The following is a 19,989-nucleotide window of genomic DNA, read 5'->3' on the forward strand; positions in this document are numbered from 1 at the left end:
CGCTCTATTTTGGTGCGCATGGCGGTCGGAGCGCCTCTTATGGGTGCAGAAAAACACTCAATGGAATGGCTACATGGCTCAAAAAGACCGAGCTTGGCGCAACCTGGCCATTTTTGGGCACTGGCATGCAATTTGCTCCCTTGTGAGGCAGGTAAGCTTGGCCGACTATGCGCGCCCAGCGACACCCTTTTTGCAGGGCAACGGCCTACCGTGCCCTAGACCATCCGGAGGACAACATGTCGAAGTCGGTTCAGCTCATCAAAGATCATGACGTCAAGTGGATTGATCTGCGTTTCACGGACACCAAAGGCAAGCAGCAACACGTCACCATGCCAGCTCGCGATGCGCTGGATGATGAGTTCTTCGAAGCCGGCAAGATGTTCGACGGCTCGTCGATCGAAGGCTGGAAAGGCATCGAAGCCTCCGACATGATCCTGCTGCCGGATGACAGCACCGCCGTGCTGGACCCGTTCACCGAAGAGCCGACCCTGATCCTGGTCTGCGACGTGATCGAGCCGTCCACCATGCAAGGCTACGACCGCGACCCGCGCGCCATCGCCCGCCGCGCCGAAGAGTACCTGAAGACCACCGGTATCGGTGACACCGTCTTCGTCGGCCCCGAGCCTGAGTTCTTCATCTTCGACGACGTCAAGTTCAAGTCCGACATCTCTGGCTCGATGTTCAAGATCTTCTCCGAACAAGGTTCGTGGATGACCGACCAGGACGTCGAAGGCGGCAACAAGGGCCACCGTCCAGGTGTCAAAGGCGGCTACTTCCCTCTGCCACCAGTCGACCACGACCACGAAATCCGCACCGCGATGTGCAACGCCCTGGAAGAAATGGGCCAGGTCGTCGAAGTTCACCACCACGAAGTGGCGACTGCCGGCCAGAACGAAATCGGCGTCAAGTTCAACACCCTGGTTGCCAAGGCTGACGAAGTCCAGACCCTGAAGTACTGCGTGCACAACGTTGCCGACGCCTACGGCCGCACCGCGACCTTCATGCCGAAGCCGCTGTACGGCGACAACGGCTCGGGCATGCACGTGCACATGTCGATCGCCAAGGAAGGCAAGAACACCTTCGCTGGCGAAGGTTATGCCGGCCTGTCGGAAACCGCCCTGTACTTCATCGGCGGCATCATCAAGCACGGCAAGGCGCTGAACGGCTTCACCAACCCGGCCACCAACTCCTACAAGCGTCTGGTACCTGGTTTCGAAGCGCCGGTCATGCTGGCCTACTCGGCCCGTAACCGTTCGGCCTCGATCCGTATCCCTTACGTTTCCAGCCCGAAAGCCCGCCGCATCGAAGCGCGCTTCCCGGACCCGGCAGCCAACCCGTACCTGTGCTTCGCCGCGCTGCTGATGGCTGGCCTGGACGGTATCCAGAACAAGATCCACCCAGGCGACGCCGCCGACAAGAACCTGTATGACCTGCCGCCAGAAGAGGCCAAGGAAATCCCACAGGTCTGTGGCAGCCTGAAAGAAGCCCTGGAAGAGCTGGACAAGGGCCGTGCGTTCCTGACCAAGGGCGGCGTGTTCTCCGACGACTTCATCGATGCCTACATCGACCTGAAATCCGAGGAAGAGATCCGCGTGCGCACCTTCGTTCACCCGCTGGAATACGACCTGTACTACAGCGTCTGATGCGTTGACGCCTGGCGTCCGATGTCTCAATTGAAAATGGCCTCCTCGTGAGGCCATTTTTCTTTTTGCCTACAGAACAAAGCGAAAAAGCCGACTGGCGCAACCAGGCCATCAGCCCACACTCCGGTCTTCTTTTGCCAAGGAGATCATCATGCGCCCCTACCCTTTCGTCCCACTGCTGCTTCTGGCCCTGCAGGGCTGCACCTCCCCAGGCCAGCCAGCCGGCCCCCTCGAGCCGTTGCTCGACAGCATCGAGCGGCGCCTCGACATCGCCGAAGCCGTGGCGCTTCACAAATGGGACTTGCGCCAACCTGTGCAGGCCACGGCCCGCGAGCGGCAGGTGCTGGAGAGCGTGCGCCGCGCCGCGCCTGAACACCAACTGGACCCGGACCGCGCCGAAGCGTTCTTCAGCGACCAGATGGAAGCCAACAAACTCCTGCAGTACAGCGCCCTGTCGTCCTGGCAGCTGCAACAGCGCTCGCCCTCCACCCAGCGCCAGGACCTGCACCAGCAACTGCGCCCCCGGCTAGACCGCCTGCAAGCGCAACTGCTCGAGCATCTGGCCCTGCTGGACCAGCACCCCGTGCCGCGCTGCGCGCACGTACTGGCGCGCACGCTGGCCCAGCGCACCGATGATCCGGTCCGCCATCTTGCCCTTGTCCGCGCCACCGGCCAGCTGTGCGGGAAACCCTGAAAGCCTCTATGCTCTATGTTGGTGCATGGCTGAATGGTTTTAGCCTGTCCTGTCCCCACTTTGGTTCATGAAAATCTGCAAAGCGGGGCTTTTCCCGCTGGAACCGCGCGAATACAGGTCCTTATCTGCAAATCCCGCTTCTTTTCGGAGCCTTGGTTTGGTTTTTGCATTTTCTTCGTATCAGCGGATTTCCAGCGCGCCCGCCCTTGGCCCAGCCCGGGGCGCCCATGTGCCAAAAGAGGTCAACGACGCCCCATGACCATCAGCGATGCACAGCACCGACTGCTTCTCGACAACCTGACCACTGCGACCCTCCTGCTCAACGCCGACTTGCGCCTGGAATACATGAATCCGGCGGCCGAGATGCTGCTGGCCATCAGCGGCCAGCGCAGCCATGGGCAATTCATCAGCGAGCTGTTCACCGAATCGGCAGAGGCGCTCAACTCCCTGCGCCAGGCGGTGGAGCAGGCGCATCCGTTCACCAAGCGCGAAGCCCAGCTGACCTCGCTGACCGGCCAGAGCCTGATCGTCGACTACGCCGTCACGCCGATTCCGACCCAGGGCCAGACCCTGCTGCTGCTGGAGGTCCACCCACGCGACCGCCTGCTGCGCATCACCAAGGAAGAGGCCCAGCTCTCCAAGCAGGAAACCACCAAGATGCAGGTGCGCGGCCTCGCCCACGAGATCAAGAACCCGCTGGGCGGGATCCGCGGCGCGGCCCAGTTGCTGGCCCGCGAACTGCCCGAGGAAGAGCTGCGCGACTACACCAACGTGATCATCGAGGAAGCCGACCGCCTGCGTAACCTGGTCGACCGCATGCTCGGCTCGAACAAGCTGCCCTCGCTGGCCATGACCAACATCCATGAGGTGCTGGAGCGCGTTTGCAGCCTGGTGGATGCGGAAAGCCAAGGCTGCATCACTCTGGTGCGCGACTACGACCCAAGCCTGCCCGACGTGCTGATCGACCGCGAGCAGATGATTCAGGCCGTGCTCAACATCGTGCGCAACGCCATGCAGGCCATCAGTAGCCAGAACGAGCTGCGCCTGGGCCGCATCACCTTGCGCAGCCGGGCCATGCGCCAGTTCACCATCGGCCACACCCGCCATCGCCTGGTGGCCCGCGTCGAACTCATCGACAACGGCCCCGGCATTCCGGCTGAACTGCAGGACACCCTCTTCTATCCCATGGTCAGCGGACGCCCGGACGGTACCGGGCTCGGCCTGGCCATTACCCAGAACATCATCAGCCAGCACCAGGGCCTGATCGAATGTGACAGCCACCCCGGCCACACCACGTTCTCGATCTTCCTGCCTCTGGAACAAGGAGCCACTGCCTCATGAGCCGAAGTGAAACCGTCTGGATCGTCGACGATGATCGCTCAATCCGTTGGGTACTGGAAAAAGCCCTGCAACAGGAAGGCATGACCACCCAGAGCTTCGACAGCGCCGATGGCGTGATGGGCCGCCTGGCCCGGCAGCAGCCGGACGTGATCATCTCCGACATCCGCATGCCCGGCGCCAGCGGGCTGGACCTGCTCGCGCAGATCCGCGAACAGCACCCGCGCCTGCCGGTCATCATCATGACCGCTCATTCGGACCTGGACAGCGCCGTGGCCTCCTACCAGGGCGGCGCCTTCGAGTACCTGCCCAAGCCGTTCGACGTCGACGAAGCCGTCTCCCTGGTCAAGCGCGCCAACCAGCACGCCCAGGAGCAGCAAGGCCTGCACACCCCTCCCAGCCTGACCCGCACCCCCGAGATCATCGGCGAGGCTCCGGCGATGCAGGAGGTCTTTCGCGCGATCGGCCGCCTGAGCCACTCCAACATCACCGTGCTGATCAATGGCGAGTCCGGCACCGGCAAGGAGCTGGTCGCCCACGCCCTGCACCGCCACAGCCCGCGCGCGGCCTCGCCGTTCATCGCGCTGAACATGGCGGCGATTCCCAAGGACCTGATGGAGTCCGAGCTGTTCGGCCATGAGAAAGGCGCGTTCACCGGCGCTGCCAACCTGCGCCGAGGGCGCTTCGAGCAGGCCGACGGCGGTACGTTGTTCCTCGACGAGATCGGCGACATGCCGGCCGACACCCAGACCCGTCTGTTGCGCGTGCTGGCCGACGGCGAGTTCTACCGCGTGGGCGGCCATGTGCCGGTCAAGGTCGACGTGCGGATCATCGCCGCCACTCACCAGAACCTTGAAACCCTGGTGCAGGCCGGCAAGTTCCGCGAAGACCTGTTCCACCGCCTGAACGTGATCCGCATCCATATCCCGCGCCTGGCTGACCGGCGCGAGGACATCCCGGCCCTGGCCCGGCATTTCCTCGGCCGCGCCGCGCAGGAGCTGTCGGTCGAGCCGAAGCTGCTCAAGCCGGAAACCGAAGAGTTCATGCGCAACCTGCCGTGGCCCGGCAACGTGCGCCAGATGGAGAATACCTGCCGCTGGATCACCGTGATGGCCTCGAGCCGCGAGGTGCTGGTGGGTGATCTGCCGCCGGAGCTGCTGAACCTGCCCCAGGATGCCGCGCCGGTCACCAACTGGGAACAGGCCCTGCGCCAGTGGGCCGACCAGGCCTTGGCCCGCGGCCAGTCGAACCTGCTCGACAGCGCGGTGCCGAGCTTCGAACGCATCATGATCGAGACCGCCCTCAAGCATACGGCCGGGCGCCGCCGGGATGCCGCGGTGCTGCTGGGCTGGGGGCGCAATACCCTGACCCGCAAGATCAAGGAGCTGGGGATGAAGGTCGATGGCGGGGACGACGACGAAGGGGATGATCACTGACCGACCCCGGGGCCGCCCGCCGGCCCCGGCCCATGCACCGATCCTGTGCCCCCTGCACCGCCGCAATGCACCCAACCCCTGTAAAACCGCGCAGAACCCCTCTGGAACGCCCATTTCCCGGCTTTTTCAAAGTTGGCACGACACCTGCAATAACCTAGGTACATCCAGTTTTGGGGACCTCGGTACAGGCAGGCCGGGAAATCCCCTCTTTTATTCGTGCAGCCTCACCTGCACACGCCAACGCCCCGCGTCCTCCGCACCGGTCCACTCGCCGTGCAGGGGGCGCGCGGCGACCAGGCTCACCAACAATCCCCTATCGCTTTTCCGCACTCGCCAGCTGACCGGCTTGCCCTGCATCCGCAACTGACCCCGCTGAACCTTGCCGCTGGCCTCGAAGAGCAACGCCAGGGTGCCGTCCACGTTCTCGCCATGCAGCTTGGGTTGCTCGTTGAACCACAGGTCCAGCCCACCTTCGACCACCTCCACCTGCTCGAGCACGCGCTCCTCGGGCGTGGTCAGGCGGCCGATCATCAGACCGACCAGCACGCCGAACAGGGCCAACGAGAACAGCATCCGCGGCCAGGCCTTAGAACGCGGGTCCGGTTCAGGGGTAGAATGCTCGTCATCTTCACGCTCGGAGCCGTGCATGTTTCACGTCATCCTTTTTCAACCAGAGATTCCGCCGAATACCGGCAACATTATCCGGCTTTGCGCCAACAGCGGCTGCGACCTGCACCTGATCGAACCCATCGGGTTCGAGCTGGATGACAAGCGCCTGCGCCGGGCAGGCCTGGATTACCATGAGTATGCCACGCTCAAGCGTCATGAGAGCCTGGCCGGATGCCTGGAGAGCCTTGGCCAGCCCAGGCTGTTCGCGTTCACCACCAAGGCTTCGCACCCTTACCACGAGGTGGCGTTCCAGCCGGGGGATGCGTTCCTGTTCGGGCCCGAGAGCCGAGGCTTGCCTGCCGAGGTGCTGGACAGCCTGCCAGCCGAGCAGCGCTTGCGCCTGCCGATGCAGCCTGGGTGCCGCAGCCTGAACCTGTCCAACACCGTGGCGGTCACGGTGTACGAGGCGTGGCGCCAGCAGGGGTTTGCCTGACAGGCCTGTAGTGCCATAAAAAAAGCGCCATGAAGGCGCTTTTTCATTTACCGCAAAACCGATTACTGCAGCGAAGGCGCTTCACCCGCTTCCTGCATGCGCTGCATTTCCTGCGCGTACAGTGCATCGAAGTTCACCGGCGACAGCATCAGCGCCGGGAACGAGCCACGGGTCACCAGGCTGTCCAGCGTCTCACGGGCGTACGGGAACAGGATGTTCGGGCAGAAGGCGCCCAGGGTGTGGCTCATCGACGCGGCGTCGAGGTTCTTGATCAGGAAGATACCGGCCTGCTGCACCTCGGCGATGAAGGCAACTTCCTCACCGTTCTTGACGGTCACCGACAGGGTCAGCACCACTTCGTGGAAGTCGCCTTCCAGGGCTTTCTGCTTGGTGTTCAGGTCCAGCGCGACGCTCGGTTCCCACTGCTGGCGGAAGATCGCCGGGCTTTTCGGGGCTTCGAACGACAGGTCGCGCACGTAGATACGCTGCATCGAGAACTGTGGGGAGGTATCGTCGGCTGCGGCGGCGCCGTTGGTCTGTTGCTCAGTCATGGCAGATCCTTCTTTCTAAGGTCTTGGATAAGGGTGAAATCAACCCTTGAGCAGCGCATCGAGCTTGCCGGCGCGCTCCAGGGCAAACAGGTCATCGCAACCGCCGACATGGGTGCTGCCGATCCAGATCTGCGGCACCGACGTGCGGCCCGCCTTCTGGCTCATCTCGGCGCGCAGCTGCGGCTTGCCGTCGACCTTGATCTCTTCGAACGCCACGCCCTTGTTCTGCAACAGGTACTTGGCGCGCGAGCAGTAGGGGCAGTAGTCACTGGAGTAGACGATGACGTTGTTCATGTCACTTCACCAGCGGCAGGTTATCGGCTTTCCAGCCCGAAACGCCACCGCCCAGCTTGGCGGCGCTGAAGCCTGCCTTGATCAGCTCGCCGGCGACGCCGCCCGAGTGCTGGCCCATGCTGTCGACGATGATCAGCGTCTTGGCCTTGTGCTTCTCGAGCTCGCCCATGCGGTTGGTCAGCTTGTCCTGCGGGATGCTCACGGCGCCAACGATATGGCCTGCCGCGTACTCCTTGGCCGGACGGATGTCGACGACCAGGCCCTTGTCGCTGTTGACCAGCGAGGTGAGCTCGCCGTTGCTCAGGCTACGGCCACCCTTGCGGGCCTCGTTGAGAATCAGCAGCACCAGCAGCACGACGAAGATGGCTACCAGAATGTAGTGCTCTGTCGCAAATCGAATCAGGTTATCAACCATCGGGGGTGTTCCAGGCCATTGAAAATGCTGGCCAGTATACACAGCACCCAAGGTGGGCCAAAGTCTGGCCGACGGGCCTGGGCCCACTGCCGCTTGCCATCCGCTGCCCCGACTGGCAGGCCGCCTGAGGATTATTCGTCACGGCGGGCGGATTTGCCCTAAAATGCGTGTCTTTATCATCTTGAGCAACCGTGAGAGGGATTGATGACGAGCACGCCCAAACCCCTGGTCCTGATCATCCTTGATGGTTTCGGTCACAGCGAAAGCCCTGAATACAACGCCATCTACTCGGCCACCACGCCGGTCTACGACCGCCTGCGCGCCACCCGGCCGCACGGCCTGATCTCCGGCTCCGGCATGGACGTCGGCCTGCCCGACGGGCAGATGGGCAATTCCGAGGTCGGCCACATGAACCTGGGTGCCGGGCGCGTGGTGTACCAGGACTTCACGCGAGTGACCAAGGCGATCCGCGACGGCGAGTTCTTCAACAATCCGGTCCTGACCGGCGCGGTCGACACGGCGGTTGGCGCCGGCAAGGCCGTGCATATCCTCGGCCTGCTCTCCGACGGCGGCGTGCACAGCCACCAGGACCACCTGATCGCCATGGCCGAACTGGCTGCCCAGCGGGGCGCCGAGAAGATCTACCTGCACGCCTTCCTCGATGGTCGCGACACGCCGCCCCGCAGCGCCCAGTCGTCCATCGAGCTGCTCGACAGCACCTTCGCCCGCCTGGGCAAGGGCCGCATCGCCAGCCTCATCGGCCGCTACTTCGCCATGGACCGGGACAACCGCTGGGACCGCGTCAGCGCGGCCTACAACCTGATCGTCGACAGCACGGCCGAGTACACCGCCGACACCGCCGTGGCGGGCCTCGAGGCGGCCTATGCGCGTGACGAGAGCGACGAATTCGTCAAGGCCACGCGCATTGGCGAAGCGGTCAGGGTCGAGGACGGCGACGCCGTGGTGTTCATGAACTTCCGCGCCGACCGCGCCCGCGAGCTGTCGCGGGTATTCGTCGAGCCTGACTTCAACGAGTTCCCGCGTGCGCGCCTGCCCAAGGTCGCCGCGTTCATCGGCCTGACACAGTACTCGGCCAAGATCGCGGCGCCGGCGGCCTTTGCTCCCTCGAGCCTGAACAACGTGCTCGGCGAGTACCTGGCCAAGAACGGCAAGACCCAACTGCGCATCGCCGAGACCGAGAAGTACGCCCACGTCACCTTCTTCTTCTCCGGTGGCCGTGAAGAGCCGTTCGAAGGCGAAGAGCGCATTCTCATCCCGTCGCCCAAGGTTGCCACCTACGACCTGCAGCCCGAGATGAACGCCCCGGAGGTCACCGACCGTATCGTCGAGGCCATCGAGCAGCAGCGCTATGACGTGATCGTGGTCAACTACGCCAATGGCGACATGGTCGGCCACACCGGCGTGTTCGAAGCCGCGGTAAAGGCCGTCGAGGCGCTGGACCACTGCGTTGGACGTATCGTCGATGCGCTGGAGCAGGTCGGCGGCGAAGCGCTGATCACCGCGGACCACGGCAACGTCGAGCAGATGGAAGACGAGTGCACCGGGCAGGCGCATACCGCGCACACCACCGAGCCCGTTCCGTTCATCTATGTCGGCAAGCGTGACCTGAAGGTTCGCGAAGGCGGCGTGCTGGCCGACGTGGCGCCCACCATGCTCACGCTGCTGGGAATGGATGTGCCCGCGGAAATGACCGGGACCTCGATACTCGTCGAATCCTCAAACTGATCGACGCAGTCCCCTGTACGGGCCGCGCTTCGCGCGGCGCGTTCGGCGGATGCCCCGCCGCTTGTACCCCAGCCATTTTTTTTGCAGCCCCGGGCGGGCATACTAGCCCAGTCTCCATCCTGGGTATCCCCTCTCCATGCTCCGCGCCCTGATCCTCCTAGCCTTGTCCTGCCTGCTCACCCCGGCGTTCGCCGACGAGCGCGCACAGACCCAGCAGAAACTCGACGCCACCCGCCAGGACATCGCCGAGCTGCAAAAGATGCTCGGCAAGCTGCAGGATGAAAAATCCGGTGTGCAGAAAGACCTGCGCGCAACCGAAACCGACATCGGCACGCTGGAAAAGCAGGTGGAGGCCCTGCAACAGGAACTAAAAAAGACCGAAGGCGAGCTGGAGCGCCTCGATAACGAGAAAAAAAAACTCCAGAGCGCCCGCATTGAACAACAGCGACTGATCGCCATCCAGGCCCGCTCGGCCTACCAGAATGGCCGCGAGGAATACCTCAAGCTGCTGCTCAACCAGCAGAACCCCGAGAAATTTGCCCGCACCCTGACCTACTACGACTACCTCAGCCAGGCCCGCCTGGAACAGCTGCGCAGTTTCAACGAGACCCTGACCAAACTGGCGGGCGTCGAGCAGGACATTGCCCGGCAACAGGCCGCGCTGCTGGCCCAGCAGGGCAATCTCGACAGCCGGCGCCACGAGCTCGAAACCGTGCGCCAGGAGCGCCAGCAGGTGCTGGCCAGGCTGAACACCGACCTCAAGGCCCGCGACCAGAAGCTGCAGTCCCGCCAGCAGGACCAGGCTGAACTGGGCCGCGTGCTCAAGACCATCGAAGAGACCCTGGCGCGCCAGGCCCGCGAAGCCGAGGAGGCACGCAAGCGTGCCCTGCTCGCCGAGCAGGAATCCCAACGTCAGCGCGACGCCCAGGCCCGCGCCCAGGCCGGCAGCGATGCAGCGCCGAAAAAATCGAAAACCACCTTGGGCCCCATGGTTTCAAGCAGCGGAGAAACCTTTGGCGGCGCTTTTTCTGCCGCCCGAGGCAAACTTCCATGGCCGGTCAATGGTCGATTGCTTGCACGCTTTGGTGAAACGCGGGGCGATGACGCCCGGGCCAAGTGGGACGGCGTGATGATCAGCGCCTCCGTTGGCAGCCAGGTGCGTGCGGTGCATGGTGGACGAGTGGTCTTCGCCGACTGGTTGCGCGGCGCCGGACTTCTGGTCATTCTCGATCATGGCAATGGTTACCTGAGCCTGTACGGCCACAATCAGAGCCTGCTCAAACGCGCCGGTGACATCGTCAAGGCTGGCGATGCCATTTCCACCGTTGGCGACAGTGGTGGGCAGGACAACGCAGGCCTGTACTTCGCAATCCGCCAGCAGGGCCGCCCCAGCGACCCCGCGCAATGGTGCCGTGCCCAGGGATAGGCACTTCCTACATTTGACGGCGTAGCGCAGTCCGTTACTGCGCCGAGGCTCCACGCGGAGCGTCTACAGGATCAGGAGTTCGTTCGACATGCTGCAATCGCCCCGCCTCACCTCACTGGCCCTGACCATCGCCCTGGTCGTCGGCGCGCCCCTGGCCATCGCGGCCGAGCCCGCCGCCGCGCCCGCGCAGGCCGCGCCGGCCGCAAGCGCCAAGGGTCCGCTGCCACTGGACGAGCTGCGCACCTTTGCCGAGGTCATGGACCGGATCAAGGCAGCCTACGTCGAACCTGTGGATGACAAGACCCTGCTCGAGAATGCCATCAAGGGCATGCTCAGCAACCTCGACCCGCACTCGGCCTACCTGGGCCCCGAGGACTTCCAGGAGCTGCAGGAGAGCACCAGCGGCGAGTTCGGCGGCCTGGGCATCGAAGTCGGCCAGGAAGACGGCTTCGTCAAGGTCGTCTCGCCCATCGACGACACCCCGGCCTCGCGAGCCGGCATCCAGGCGGGCGACCTGATCGTCAAGATCAACGGCCAGCCGACCCGCGGCCAGTCGATGACCGAAGCTGTCGACAAGATGCGCGGCAAGATCGGCGAAAAGATCACCCTGACCCTGGTGCGTGACGGCGGCCAGCCGTTCGATGTGACCCTCGCCCGCGCGGTGATCCAGGTCAAGAGCGTCAAGAGCCAGCTGCTCGAGGACAACTACGGCTACATCCGCATCACGCAGTTCCAGGTAAAGACCGGCGAAGAAGTCGGCAAGGCCCTGGCCAAGCTGCGCAAGGACAACGGCAAGAAGCTGCGCGGCCTGGTGCTCGACCTGCGCAACAACCCGGGCGGCGTGCTGCAGACCGCCGTGGAAGTGGCCGACCACTTCCTGACCAAGGGCCTGATCGTCTACACCAAGGGCCGTATCGCCAACTCCGAGCTGCGCTTCTCGGCGGACCCTGCCGACGCCAGCGAAGGCGTGCCACTGGTGGTGCTGATCAACGGCGGCAGTGCCTCGGCTTCGGAGATCGTCGCCGGTGCCCTGCAGGACCAGAAACGCGGCGTGCTGATGGGCACCGACAGCTTCGGCAAGGGCTCGGTGCAGACCGTGCTGCCGTTGAACAATGACCGTGCGCTCAAGCTCACCACCGCGTTGTACTACACCCCTAATGGCCGTTCGATCCAGGCCCAGGGCATCGTGCCGGACATCGAGGTGCGCCCGGCCAAGCTCACCGCCGAGACCGACACCGACACCTTCAAGGAAGCCGACCTGCAAGGCCACCTCGGCAATGGCAACGGCGGGGCCGAGCGCCCGACCAGCGGCGCCAAGCGCAAGGAACGTCCACAGGACGATGATTTCCAGCTCAGCCAGGCTCTGAGCCTGCTCAAGGGCCTGAGCATCACCCAGAACAAGTGATGCCAGCGATGCGTTATCTGCTGTTGCTGCTTGGCTTGTGCGCCGGCGCTGCCCTCGCGGCGCCGGTGCCGGCAACCAAGGCCTACCTGACCGTGATCATCGACGACCTTGGCCAGAGCACCGAGCGCGACAACCGCGTGCTCGCCCTGCCCGGCCCGGTCACCCTGGCGATCATGCCCGACACCCCGCACGCCAGCGACTTCGCCCGCCAGGGCCATCGCGCCGGCAAGACGGTGATTCTGCACATGCCGATGGACCCCGCCACGGGGCCCTACGCCTGGCACCCCGGCACCCCGCTGCCCGAACTCGCCAAGCGTCTCGATGCCGCCCTGGCCAAGGTGCCCTGCGCCGAGGGCATCAACAACCACATGGGCAGCCGCATGACCTCGCAGGTCGAGCCGATGGCCTGGCTGATGGCCGAGCTGCAGCGCCGTCACCTGTTCTTTGTCGACAGCCGCACCAGCGCCGCCACCGTGGCCGCGGCCCGCGCCCAGGCCATCGGCCTGGCGCAGGTATCGCGGGATGTTTTCCTTGACGACGAACGCACCCCCGAGGCCATCGCCGGGCAGTTGCGCCTGGGCATCGAGATGGCCCACCGGCAAGGCTCGGCCGTGCTGATCGGCCACCCCTATCCGCAGACCCTGGAGGTGCTGGAGCGCGAGCTGCCGCGCCTGAAGAGCCTGGGCATCGAGCTCATCGCCCTGCCCCAGATGATCGCCGAACGCAGCAACCTGGCCATGCCCGCCCATGGCGCGCATGGCCTGTACCACAATCGCTGAACACCGCTCAGTCGAACGGTATCACCCCCTCGACCTGGCTCAGGCGCAACTCACCCCGGTAGATCGCCAGCAAGTCGTGCCCGGAAACCGCCGCGCGCAGTTGCGCCTCGCGGCCAAGGGTGCGCTGCGACCACAGCTTGAGGTGGCCTTTGACGAAGCCTCGGTCAGCCGCGTCGGCCTGTGGGTAGTGAAAATGTGCTTCCCACAAACCATCACCGCGGGCCTTGCCAGTCCTTGGCACCCGGCGAACTTCATACACATCCAGAAAGTCCGTCGCCGACAGCGGCTTGCGGTGCACGGTACGGGTGACCGTGACCTGCTGTTCTTCGACCAGGAAGCGCAAGCTTGCGGCGGTCGGGTGGCTGGTCGTCAGGTAGAGGCTGGTCAGCAAGTCACGCTGGACGCCTTGCAGGCGTTCGATGTTCTCCTCCAGCTGCCCGAGCAGCTCATCACCTGAGCCCGCGCGGGCCAGGGCCTGGGAGGCTTCTCGCAGTTTGTCGATATGCCCCTCGATGATCGAAGACAGGCCGATCGGCTCGTCAGAGCGGATGTAGCGCTTGGCAAGCCGTATGACCGACTCGATCTGCGACAGGACGGTACGCCCCTTGGCGATCGCTGCCGCGGCGTCGCCTGGGTTGGGCGATGGCACCTCGGCTGGCGGCTGCGCGGCGGCCTCTTCGATCCAGCGCGAACCTTGCCGGTGAAAGGTCTTGAGCACGGTGTTGCCCGCTGCCTCGCGCTGCTGGATCACCTGGGCGCCATCAACTTCGACTTCTTCACCGATGACACTGCGCCCGCGGCTGGTCTGCACCACGCGCCGGCGTCCTGGCCGGCGCTCGTAAAGCTGGGGCCGTGGCGCGTGCGCCTGGGCCAGCTCCTGCTCGCGCACCGCCTCGGCCAGCTCGTGCTCGGCCGCCTGGGTCAATGTCGCCAGCACCTCCCGGTACTGCTGCAGCCTGCTTGCCTTGATCGCGGGTCCCGCGGTATCGGCGATATACGCCGCTCGCGCGCTGGCGATGTTGTACTCCTCGACCACATCGCCCAAGACAGCCAGGCGGTCCGCCACCGGCAAGTCGAGACCATGGAGCTCGGCCTGCGCGCTGCCCGCGCTCCTCAGCTCGGTGCCGTCAAGGTAGGACTGGTAGCTCAACAGTAGCGCCTCATCCACGCCGGACAGCCGGTCCAGGCTCAGTTCGGCGATCTCGGTCAGCAGGCGAAAACGCAGGTCGACTTCGTTGAGCTTGCGCTGGTTCATGATGCCCGTGACGATAAGCTCCTTGTTGAGCCGCGCGCCGCCGTCGTCGCGGAAAACGATCTCGGTGTCCTTGAGGGTCTGCGGAAGGATCTCATCCAGGGCTTGCGACACCTGCAACAGTTCGCTGAGCAAGCCGACCTGCTTGTCGAGGATTCGCCGCGCGGCCTGGTATTGCGCCGTTTCAGACGGGCCTTCAGGCCGTGCCGCCAGGTTGTCGAGGAGGTGATCGCGGTCCAGCTTGTTGATGAAGTCCACGACGTCGTTGTAGTACGCCACGCTGCGGTCGATCAGGTCCTGGCGAATCTTGCTGCGCTGACGCTGGATCACCGGCGCGAGCGGCTGACTGGCGAAACGGGGTTCGCTCATCCGTGCCAGCAGACTGTCGAGCCGGCTATCGGCGGCGATCTGTGCACGGTGGTCATCCAGGTACTGCTCCTTGGCCTGCTCGACCATGGCCCTGGCTTCCACGATCTTCGCCTGCAGCGATGCCTGCAAGGCTTCCCCGTTAGGCTGGTCGGCGCTGCGCTCGCGCAAGGTCTCGAGCTTGCCCAGGTGCTCGACCTGGGCTTGCACCTTCTGGGCGCTGAGGACAGAGACCCCGGCCAGGATATTGTGCTGGCCGACCGTGGCGACTTCCTGGGCCTGTAGCGCCTCGAAGTCCTTCTGGTTGCGCTGGCGGATGGCGTCCACACGGTGCTTGGGCCCGCCCCCGTGCAAGCGAAGGCCAGCATCGACCCGCCATTGCCCGTGCTCGAACGCCAGCCACGGCCCCAACTGGCCAGCAGCGCCGACGATACGCACGCCCTGCTCGCTCAACACGACCTGATAGAACTCTCCTCTGAAGGCTGCGTGGTAAGTCATGTCGACCAGGTACAGGCCCTGTGCGCGTCCTGTCGTCACCGCCTGCAGCTCATTGACGGGCGTGCTGGAGCGCAATGCGCGAAGCGCCGTGCGCTGCTGGGCACTCAGGCTGTTGAAACCCTCCCTGCCGCGCCAGGAAAAGTCCAGGTGCAGTCCGGGCTGGCCCACGAACGCGCCGGGCAAGTACACCTTGCCCTGTACCGGTGGCGGCAATGCCCCGCGCACCGCGAGCGCCGGGCGGGCAATGGAAGCGGACGGCAGCTGCGTCCTGGGCAGGCGCACGTGCAGCAGGGCCATGCCGGTATTGAGCAGCAGGTCCAGCACCGCGTGCAGCCGCTGCGTACCGGTGCCCTGGGTGAGCAAGGGCAGATCACTGTCCAGCGCGGCGATGGCCTGGACCATCCAGGCCACGTTGGCCACCGGCCCACGCAGCACCAGCGTCAGCACGTCGAACAACAGCCAGGCGCCACCGGTCAGGATCGCCCAGCGGCTCTCGGCGTTCGACACCGACTCGCGCTCGGCCAGCTCAAGCAACAGCTGCCGGTTGGCCGCGTAAAGCCGGACATCCGCATCGGTGCGCCAGAACTGCGCGGCAAAGCTCGCAGGTCCTGACCGCCCAGGCGCCTGCTGGGTGTCGTCGATCGGCTGCAACCGGTGTGGCTCGATGAAGCCGCCATGATCGTAGACACGCCGCGCCGCAGGACTCATCCAGGTCAGGACTGACGCCTGCAACGCCCCCGGCGCGCCGATTGCCGCCATCATCGCATCGAGACTGGTGAATTCGAGCAGTGGCTGGCCGGCATACAATGGCCGGTATAGCAATACAACCTGCATTTCAGCACAGAACAGCACGAACATGCCGGCCACGCCGTCCACCTCGGCGGCGGGTTCGGCCCTGAACGCCAGCGGCATGAGCATGACCGCTGGCAACCGCGGGTCGATCCTGCCCCGGCAGTAGTCCGCCAGACATCGCCATGCGGCCAGGCCAAGGGTGCCCTGCAGCCTGGCCTGCAGACCGGCGAACAGCAGGCTGCTGCGCCATTCCCGGGCAAACTTCGGCAGCCGCGCGGGACGTGCCGGCCCATCGAGCTCCTGTGCCACATAGCGTGGATAGTTGCCACCGATATCGACCGTCTCGACCAGCTGGCGGATGTAGTCCGGCGTGAGCCAGTCCATGATCAGTTGCTGCTCACGGTGGCTGATCGCGCTCAGGACAGCGCCCTGCAGCGAGGCGAGATTGCCGATGGCGAATTCGGTCAGCGTCAAGGTCCTGTGTTCAATCGTCCCGCCGCCGGGGCCGGCGCCAGCACCTCCCGGCACGCCGCGTGCGGTGCTCAGGGTAAGCAGCAGGTCGTCGGAGAAGTAATTGGCATCATCGGGATGGTCCTCGAGCAATTGTTCGCGCAAGCGCTCCCGGGCATAACCGTGGAGGTCGAGGATGCCGTCCAGTGAGCTGCCTGCGCCGGACGCTGCCTGATCCACCGCCAGATCGAGCAGGGCGCCCTGATACTCGAACATGTCAGCGGCATCCGCATCAGCCAGCCAGTCAGGAACGGTGAGCGCCTTACCGCCGGCATTCGCGGCATAGCCTTCGATAAAGACCTGCGAGGGATCGCTCAGCGCCGCGAATGCCTGCTCCAGCGACGGCAGGCTGCCCCCGGGCGTGGAGCCGGCCGGATCCAGGAGTGCGAGCATCCCATCAAGCAAGGCAGCGCTCTGCACGGCGAAGACATCGCCTTGCAGTTCAAAGCGATTCCAGCTCATCGCATCGAAACGCACGCACTCAGCCATCTCCTGCTGCAAGGCGAGCGCGAAATCTTCGATCGAGGCGAAGCCGCGCACCACGCTCGAAGGTGCGCACCAGAGGATCACCGTGCGCTCGTCCCATTCGCCCATGACCAGCAGGTTCGGGAGACGCCGGGACTGACGCGTGCCATCGGCTTCGAAGACCACCTCCACCAGGAACACTGGCGGCGCCTGCACGCCAGCGGCGACCAGCCCTCGCACGCAGGCGCGCTCCTGTTCGTCCAGAGCTTGCAACGGCAGGTTGTGCAGCAACGCCGTGCGCAGCAACTGCTGCAACCAACGGTCGCGGCTGACCTGCGCGCTGCCTGACGCGCGCCAGTAGTCGACCTGGGCCTGGCGAAACAGCTCGGGCAGCAGGGCAAGCAGGTCGTTGAAATCAGTGCTCAGGTGGTCGAGGCGGATACGCACCTGTGCCAGGTCCAGCGTCTCATCGGCAGCCGTTGCCGCGTCGAAGCGTTGCGGTGGGTTCAGGCTAAGGCGATGGTCCAGGCCATCAGTGTCGCGCAAGTCCAGCCGGTTGCCGCTGAACAGCGCCTGCAGCAGCACATCGACCAGCGGCGCCACGCTCCAGCCGCCTTGGCCATTAGGTTGCATGAGGTACAGCGGCGCGGCGCTGGTCAGTGATGGATAGGAGGTGGCGATCAGCGGGTAACGGGCAACCAGCACGTGGAGGGCCTTTTGCGCGGTGATCTGGCGCAAGGTAGGCCGCGTGGCGAATTGCCCAGCGACGGCAGTCTTGAAATCGAAGGTCGTGGTGGCCATGGTCGGAGCGCTCATCTGCGAAGGGTGCGAGACGATAGGCGCGCGCCCTGGCGATTCTGCGTTAGATAAGCAACACCTCACCGTCCGCAGGGGGCGTTTCAGGTCGCCCCTGCAGAGCCCGCGCCCCCCCTCGATCAGCTATAGACCCGGCCCAACAACTGCCGGTGGCTCTCGAACTGGTCCATCACGTCACGCACGATCTGTTCGGGCGCAAAACCCATCAGGTCGTACTCCTGGCTGCCATCGTGCAGGTACACCTCGGCGCGGTAGAAGCGCTGGCGTACTTCGGGCTCGCCCTCGACCGGTGCTTCGGCTGGCGGGGCCAGGTAGCCGTCCAGGCTCACTTCATAGACGAAGGGGTTGCCCTCTTCCATCATCACCCGCAGGCCCATGGAGGAACGCGACTGGCCGAGGCGGCTTTCCACCTCGAAGCCCAGGGTCTGCAGCTGGACGACTGCTTCTCTCAGGGCCGGGCTGACGTGCTTGTCCATGAAGCGCTGGACCACCGCCTGGGTCGGCTGCAGCTCCATCTGCGTCAGGCGCTCGCTGAAACCGCGGCGGCCACGGGCAGCAAGCTCCGCACGCTCCTGCTCGACCAGGCTGTCCTGCTTCATGGCCTTGTACAGGCCGAACATGAACAGCACCAGCACCACCGAGAACGGCAGGCCGGCCAGCACCACCATGGTCTGCATGGCTTCGAAGTTGCCGGCGAACAGCAGCCCGATGGTCACCAGGGTGATCACCACCGACCAGAAGATGCGCAGCCAGTGCGGCGCGTCCTCGTCGACGCCGCCGCCTTTGCATGACAGGTTGGCCATCATCACCGCGCCCGAGTCGGCGGGCGTCAGGAACAGCACGAAGCCGACGAACACCGCCACCCCAACGATGATCTTCGCTGCCGGGAAATACTCGAGCAATTGGTAGATCGACATCGAGGGTTGTTCAAGCGCGGTCCGGCCCAGTTCCACCGCGCCCTGGTTGATCACCAGGTCCAGCGCGGTGTTGCCGAAGATCGACAGCCACGCCAGGGTGAAGCCCAGCGGGATCAGCAGTACCCCGGCCACCAGCTCGCGCACGGTGCGGCCCTTGGAGATACGCGCGATGAACATGCCGACGAATGGCCCCCAGGAAATCCACCAGGCCCAGTAGAACACGGTCCACAGCCCCAGCCAGCGCTCGGACTTGGCGCCGTCCGCCTCATACACGTACAGGTCGAAGGTCTTGAGCACGAAGCCGTTGAGGTAGTCGCCGACGTTCTGCACGAAGCCGTTGAGCAGGTCCAGGGTCTGGCCGAACATCAGCACGAACAGCAGCAGCCCGCTGAACAGCAGGATGTTCAGGTTGGACAGGCGGCGAATGCCGTTTTCCACGCCCGATACCGCCGCGATGGTGGCCACGGTGCTCATCACCAGGATCACCACCAGCAGGTTGGTCTTGCTGTGGTCCATGCCGAACAGGTACTCGAGCCCCGAGGACACCTGCATCGAACCGATGCCAAGGTTGGTCACCAGGCCCAGCAGCGTGACGAACATGCCGAAGATATCCACGGCATGTCCCGCGCCACCCCTGACCCACCGCTCGCCCATCAGCGGGTACAGCGCCGAGCGCAGGGCCAGCGGCTGGTTGTGGCGGTAGGCGAAGTAGGCCACCGACAGGCCGACCAGCGCATAGATCGCCCAGCCGTGCAGGCCCCAGTGCAGGAAGGTCAGCTGCATGCCATGGCGCGCGGCCTCCAGGCTCGCGGACCCGCCTTCCGGCGGATTGAAGTAGTGGTCCAGCGGCTCGGAGGCGCCAAAGTAGAGTAGCGAAATACCGATGCCTGACGAGAACAGCATGCCGGCCCAGGCGCCGTAGCTGAAATCTGGCTGGTCTTCCTTGCTGCCGAGCTTGAGCTTGCCGAAGTCGGAAAAGGCCAGGGCAATGACAAATACCAGGTAGCCGCAGATCACCAGCATGTAATACCAGCCGAATGTACGCGTCAGCCAGGCCTGGGCGACACCCAGTACCTGGCCCGCGGTTTCGGGAACGGCGATCAGCAAGGCAGTCAACAACAGGATCAGCAACGCGGAGGTGTGGAACACCGTGTTGTTGACCCGGACCCTCTCTGTAGGGGTCTTGGTCAGGGAAGCAGAACTCATGGCGCAAATGCTCCGGGCAGTGCGGGAGGTGGAGGCTAATCGGTCTCTGTCCTGTGCAATCGGAGCAATAGCCCTACTGCGCAGGGTGTTATAAAGACACCTTGAAAACCGTGATCCCGAATCAGAACGTTGCAGAAAACAGCTTCCGAGGCCTCGCCCCCAAGGCAGGCCGCGCAGTCCACGGACCATTCGGCAGAAACTGTCCAACGCCTCTATCGCACCCGTCAACGCCTTGTATTCCGGGGGTTTCACGATTTTTTGGAGTGTCAATTCGGCGCCATCGAGACCGCGTCAAGCGGTGTCAATGGCGCAAATTGTCGCAGAGCATATTCTTTGTT

The 19,989-nt window shown here is 64.6% G+C and carries 15 protein-coding genes; 9 read left to right on the forward strand and 6 right to left on the reverse strand.

Translation table 11 applies throughout. The features are described 5' to 3' along the window. Positions 1–236 precede the first annotated feature (236 nt). The 4 genes from glnA to ntrC all read left to right on the forward strand — a co-directional run bounded on the left by glnA (position 237) and on the right by ntrC (position 5,111). Positions 237–1,643, forward strand: a complete 1,407-nt coding sequence (gene glnA / locus VJS90_RS17295) for a glutamate--ammonia ligase (RefSeq protein ID WP_324122863.1) — start codon at positions 237–239, stop codon at positions 1,641–1,643. A gap of 151 nt (positions 1,644–1,794) precedes the next feature. Next, a complete protein-coding gene (locus VJS90_RS17300) occupies positions 1,795–2,337 on the forward strand; it encodes a chorismate mutase (RefSeq protein ID WP_324122864.1) in 543 nt (180 codons plus the stop codon). 255 nt (positions 2,338–2,592) lie between these two features. Continuing rightward, positions 2,593–3,678 carry a nitrogen regulation protein NR(II) gene (gene glnL, locus VJS90_RS17305; protein ID WP_324122865.1) on the forward strand — a complete coding sequence of 362 codons (1,086 nt, stop codon included), beginning with the start codon at positions 2,593–2,595 and terminating at the stop codon, positions 3,676–3,678. Next, entirely contained in the window at positions 3,675–5,111 is a 1,437-nt protein-coding gene (ntrC, locus tag VJS90_RS17310; RefSeq protein WP_324122866.1) for a nitrogen regulation protein NR(I), read from the forward strand. The genes glnL and ntrC overlap by 4 nt, the downstream gene beginning before the upstream one ends. 210 nt (positions 5,112–5,321) lie before the next feature. Here the strand turns inward: ntrC and VJS90_RS17315 are convergent, their stop codons facing one another. Next, positions 5,322–5,759, reverse strand: coding sequence for a hypothetical protein (locus tag VJS90_RS17315; RefSeq protein WP_324122867.1), 438 nt, complete (start codon positions 5,757–5,759; stop codon positions 5,322–5,324). Here VJS90_RS17315 and trmL point away from each other — a divergent pair. Next, entirely contained in the window at positions 5,758–6,213 is a 456-nt protein-coding gene (gene trmL / locus VJS90_RS17320; protein ID WP_324122868.1) for a tRNA (uridine(34)/cytosine(34)/5-carboxymethylaminomethyluridine(34)-2'-O)-methyltransferase TrmL, read from the forward strand. The two genes, VJS90_RS17315 and trmL, sit on opposite strands and share 2 nt — an antisense overlap. A 62-nt stretch (positions 6,214–6,275) precedes the next feature. Here the strand turns inward: trmL and secB are convergent, their stop codons facing one another. Genes secB through VJS90_RS17335 form a run of 3 tightly spaced genes read right to left on the reverse strand, consistent with a single transcriptional unit; the run spans position 6,276 to position 7,473 of the window. Further along, entirely contained in the window at positions 6,276–6,764 is a 489-nt protein-coding gene (gene secB / locus VJS90_RS17325) for a protein-export chaperone SecB (protein ID WP_324122869.1), read from the reverse strand. Between the two features lie 39 nt (positions 6,765–6,803). After that, complete coding sequence (gene grxC / locus VJS90_RS17330) at positions 6,804–7,058, reverse strand: glutaredoxin 3 (RefSeq protein ID WP_324122870.1); 255 nt, start codon at positions 7,056–7,058, stop codon at positions 6,804–6,806. A 1-nt stretch (position 7,059) separates the two neighbouring features. Next, the gene (locus VJS90_RS17335; protein ID WP_324122871.1) at positions 7,060–7,473 is read right to left on the reverse strand and encodes a rhodanese-like domain-containing protein; all 414 of its coding nucleotides are present in this window, start codon (positions 7,471–7,473) and stop codon (positions 7,060–7,062) included. A gap of 204 nt (positions 7,474–7,677) precedes the next feature. On the opposite strand from VJS90_RS17335, the gene gpmI reads away from it, so the two are divergent. From gpmI to VJS90_RS17355, 4 genes are all read left to right on the forward strand, one after another. Beyond that, on the forward strand, positions 7,678–9,219 hold the full coding sequence (gpmI, locus tag VJS90_RS17340; protein ID WP_324122872.1) for a 2,3-bisphosphoglycerate-independent phosphoglycerate mutase: 1,542 nt from the start codon (positions 7,678–7,680) through the stop codon (positions 9,217–9,219). A gap of 136 nt (positions 9,220–9,355) precedes the next feature. Beyond that, positions 9,356–10,645: a murein hydrolase activator EnvC gene (locus VJS90_RS17345; RefSeq protein WP_324122873.1), complete on the forward strand. Its 1,290-nt coding sequence runs from the start codon at positions 9,356–9,358 to the stop codon at positions 10,643–10,645. A gap of 88 nt (positions 10,646–10,733) precedes the next feature. Continuing rightward, positions 10,734–12,050, forward strand: coding sequence for a S41 family peptidase (locus tag VJS90_RS17350; protein ID WP_324122874.1), 1,317 nt, complete (start codon positions 10,734–10,736; stop codon positions 12,048–12,050). 8 nt (positions 12,051–12,058) lie between these two features. After that, entirely contained in the window at positions 12,059–12,829 is a 771-nt protein-coding gene (locus VJS90_RS17355) for a divergent polysaccharide deacetylase family protein (protein ID WP_324123243.1), read from the forward strand. 7 nt (positions 12,830–12,836) lie between these two features. Here VJS90_RS17355 and VJS90_RS17360 read toward each other — a convergent pair whose 3' ends face one another. After that, positions 12,837–17,513: a hypothetical protein gene (locus VJS90_RS17360; protein WP_324122875.1), complete on the reverse strand. Its 4,677-nt coding sequence runs from the start codon at positions 17,511–17,513 to the stop codon at positions 12,837–12,839. Positions 17,514–17,647: 134 nt separating this feature from the next. Beyond that, entirely contained in the window at positions 17,648–19,651 is a 2,004-nt protein-coding gene (locus tag VJS90_RS17365) for a BCCT family transporter (protein ID WP_324122876.1), read from the reverse strand. Between the last annotated feature and the right edge of the window lie 338 nt (positions 19,652–19,989).

Origin of the sequence: Pseudomonas sp. (assembly GCF_035277045.1) — a bacterium.
Classification (GTDB): domain Bacteria; phylum Pseudomonadota; class Gammaproteobacteria; order Pseudomonadales; family Pseudomonadaceae; genus Aquipseudomonas.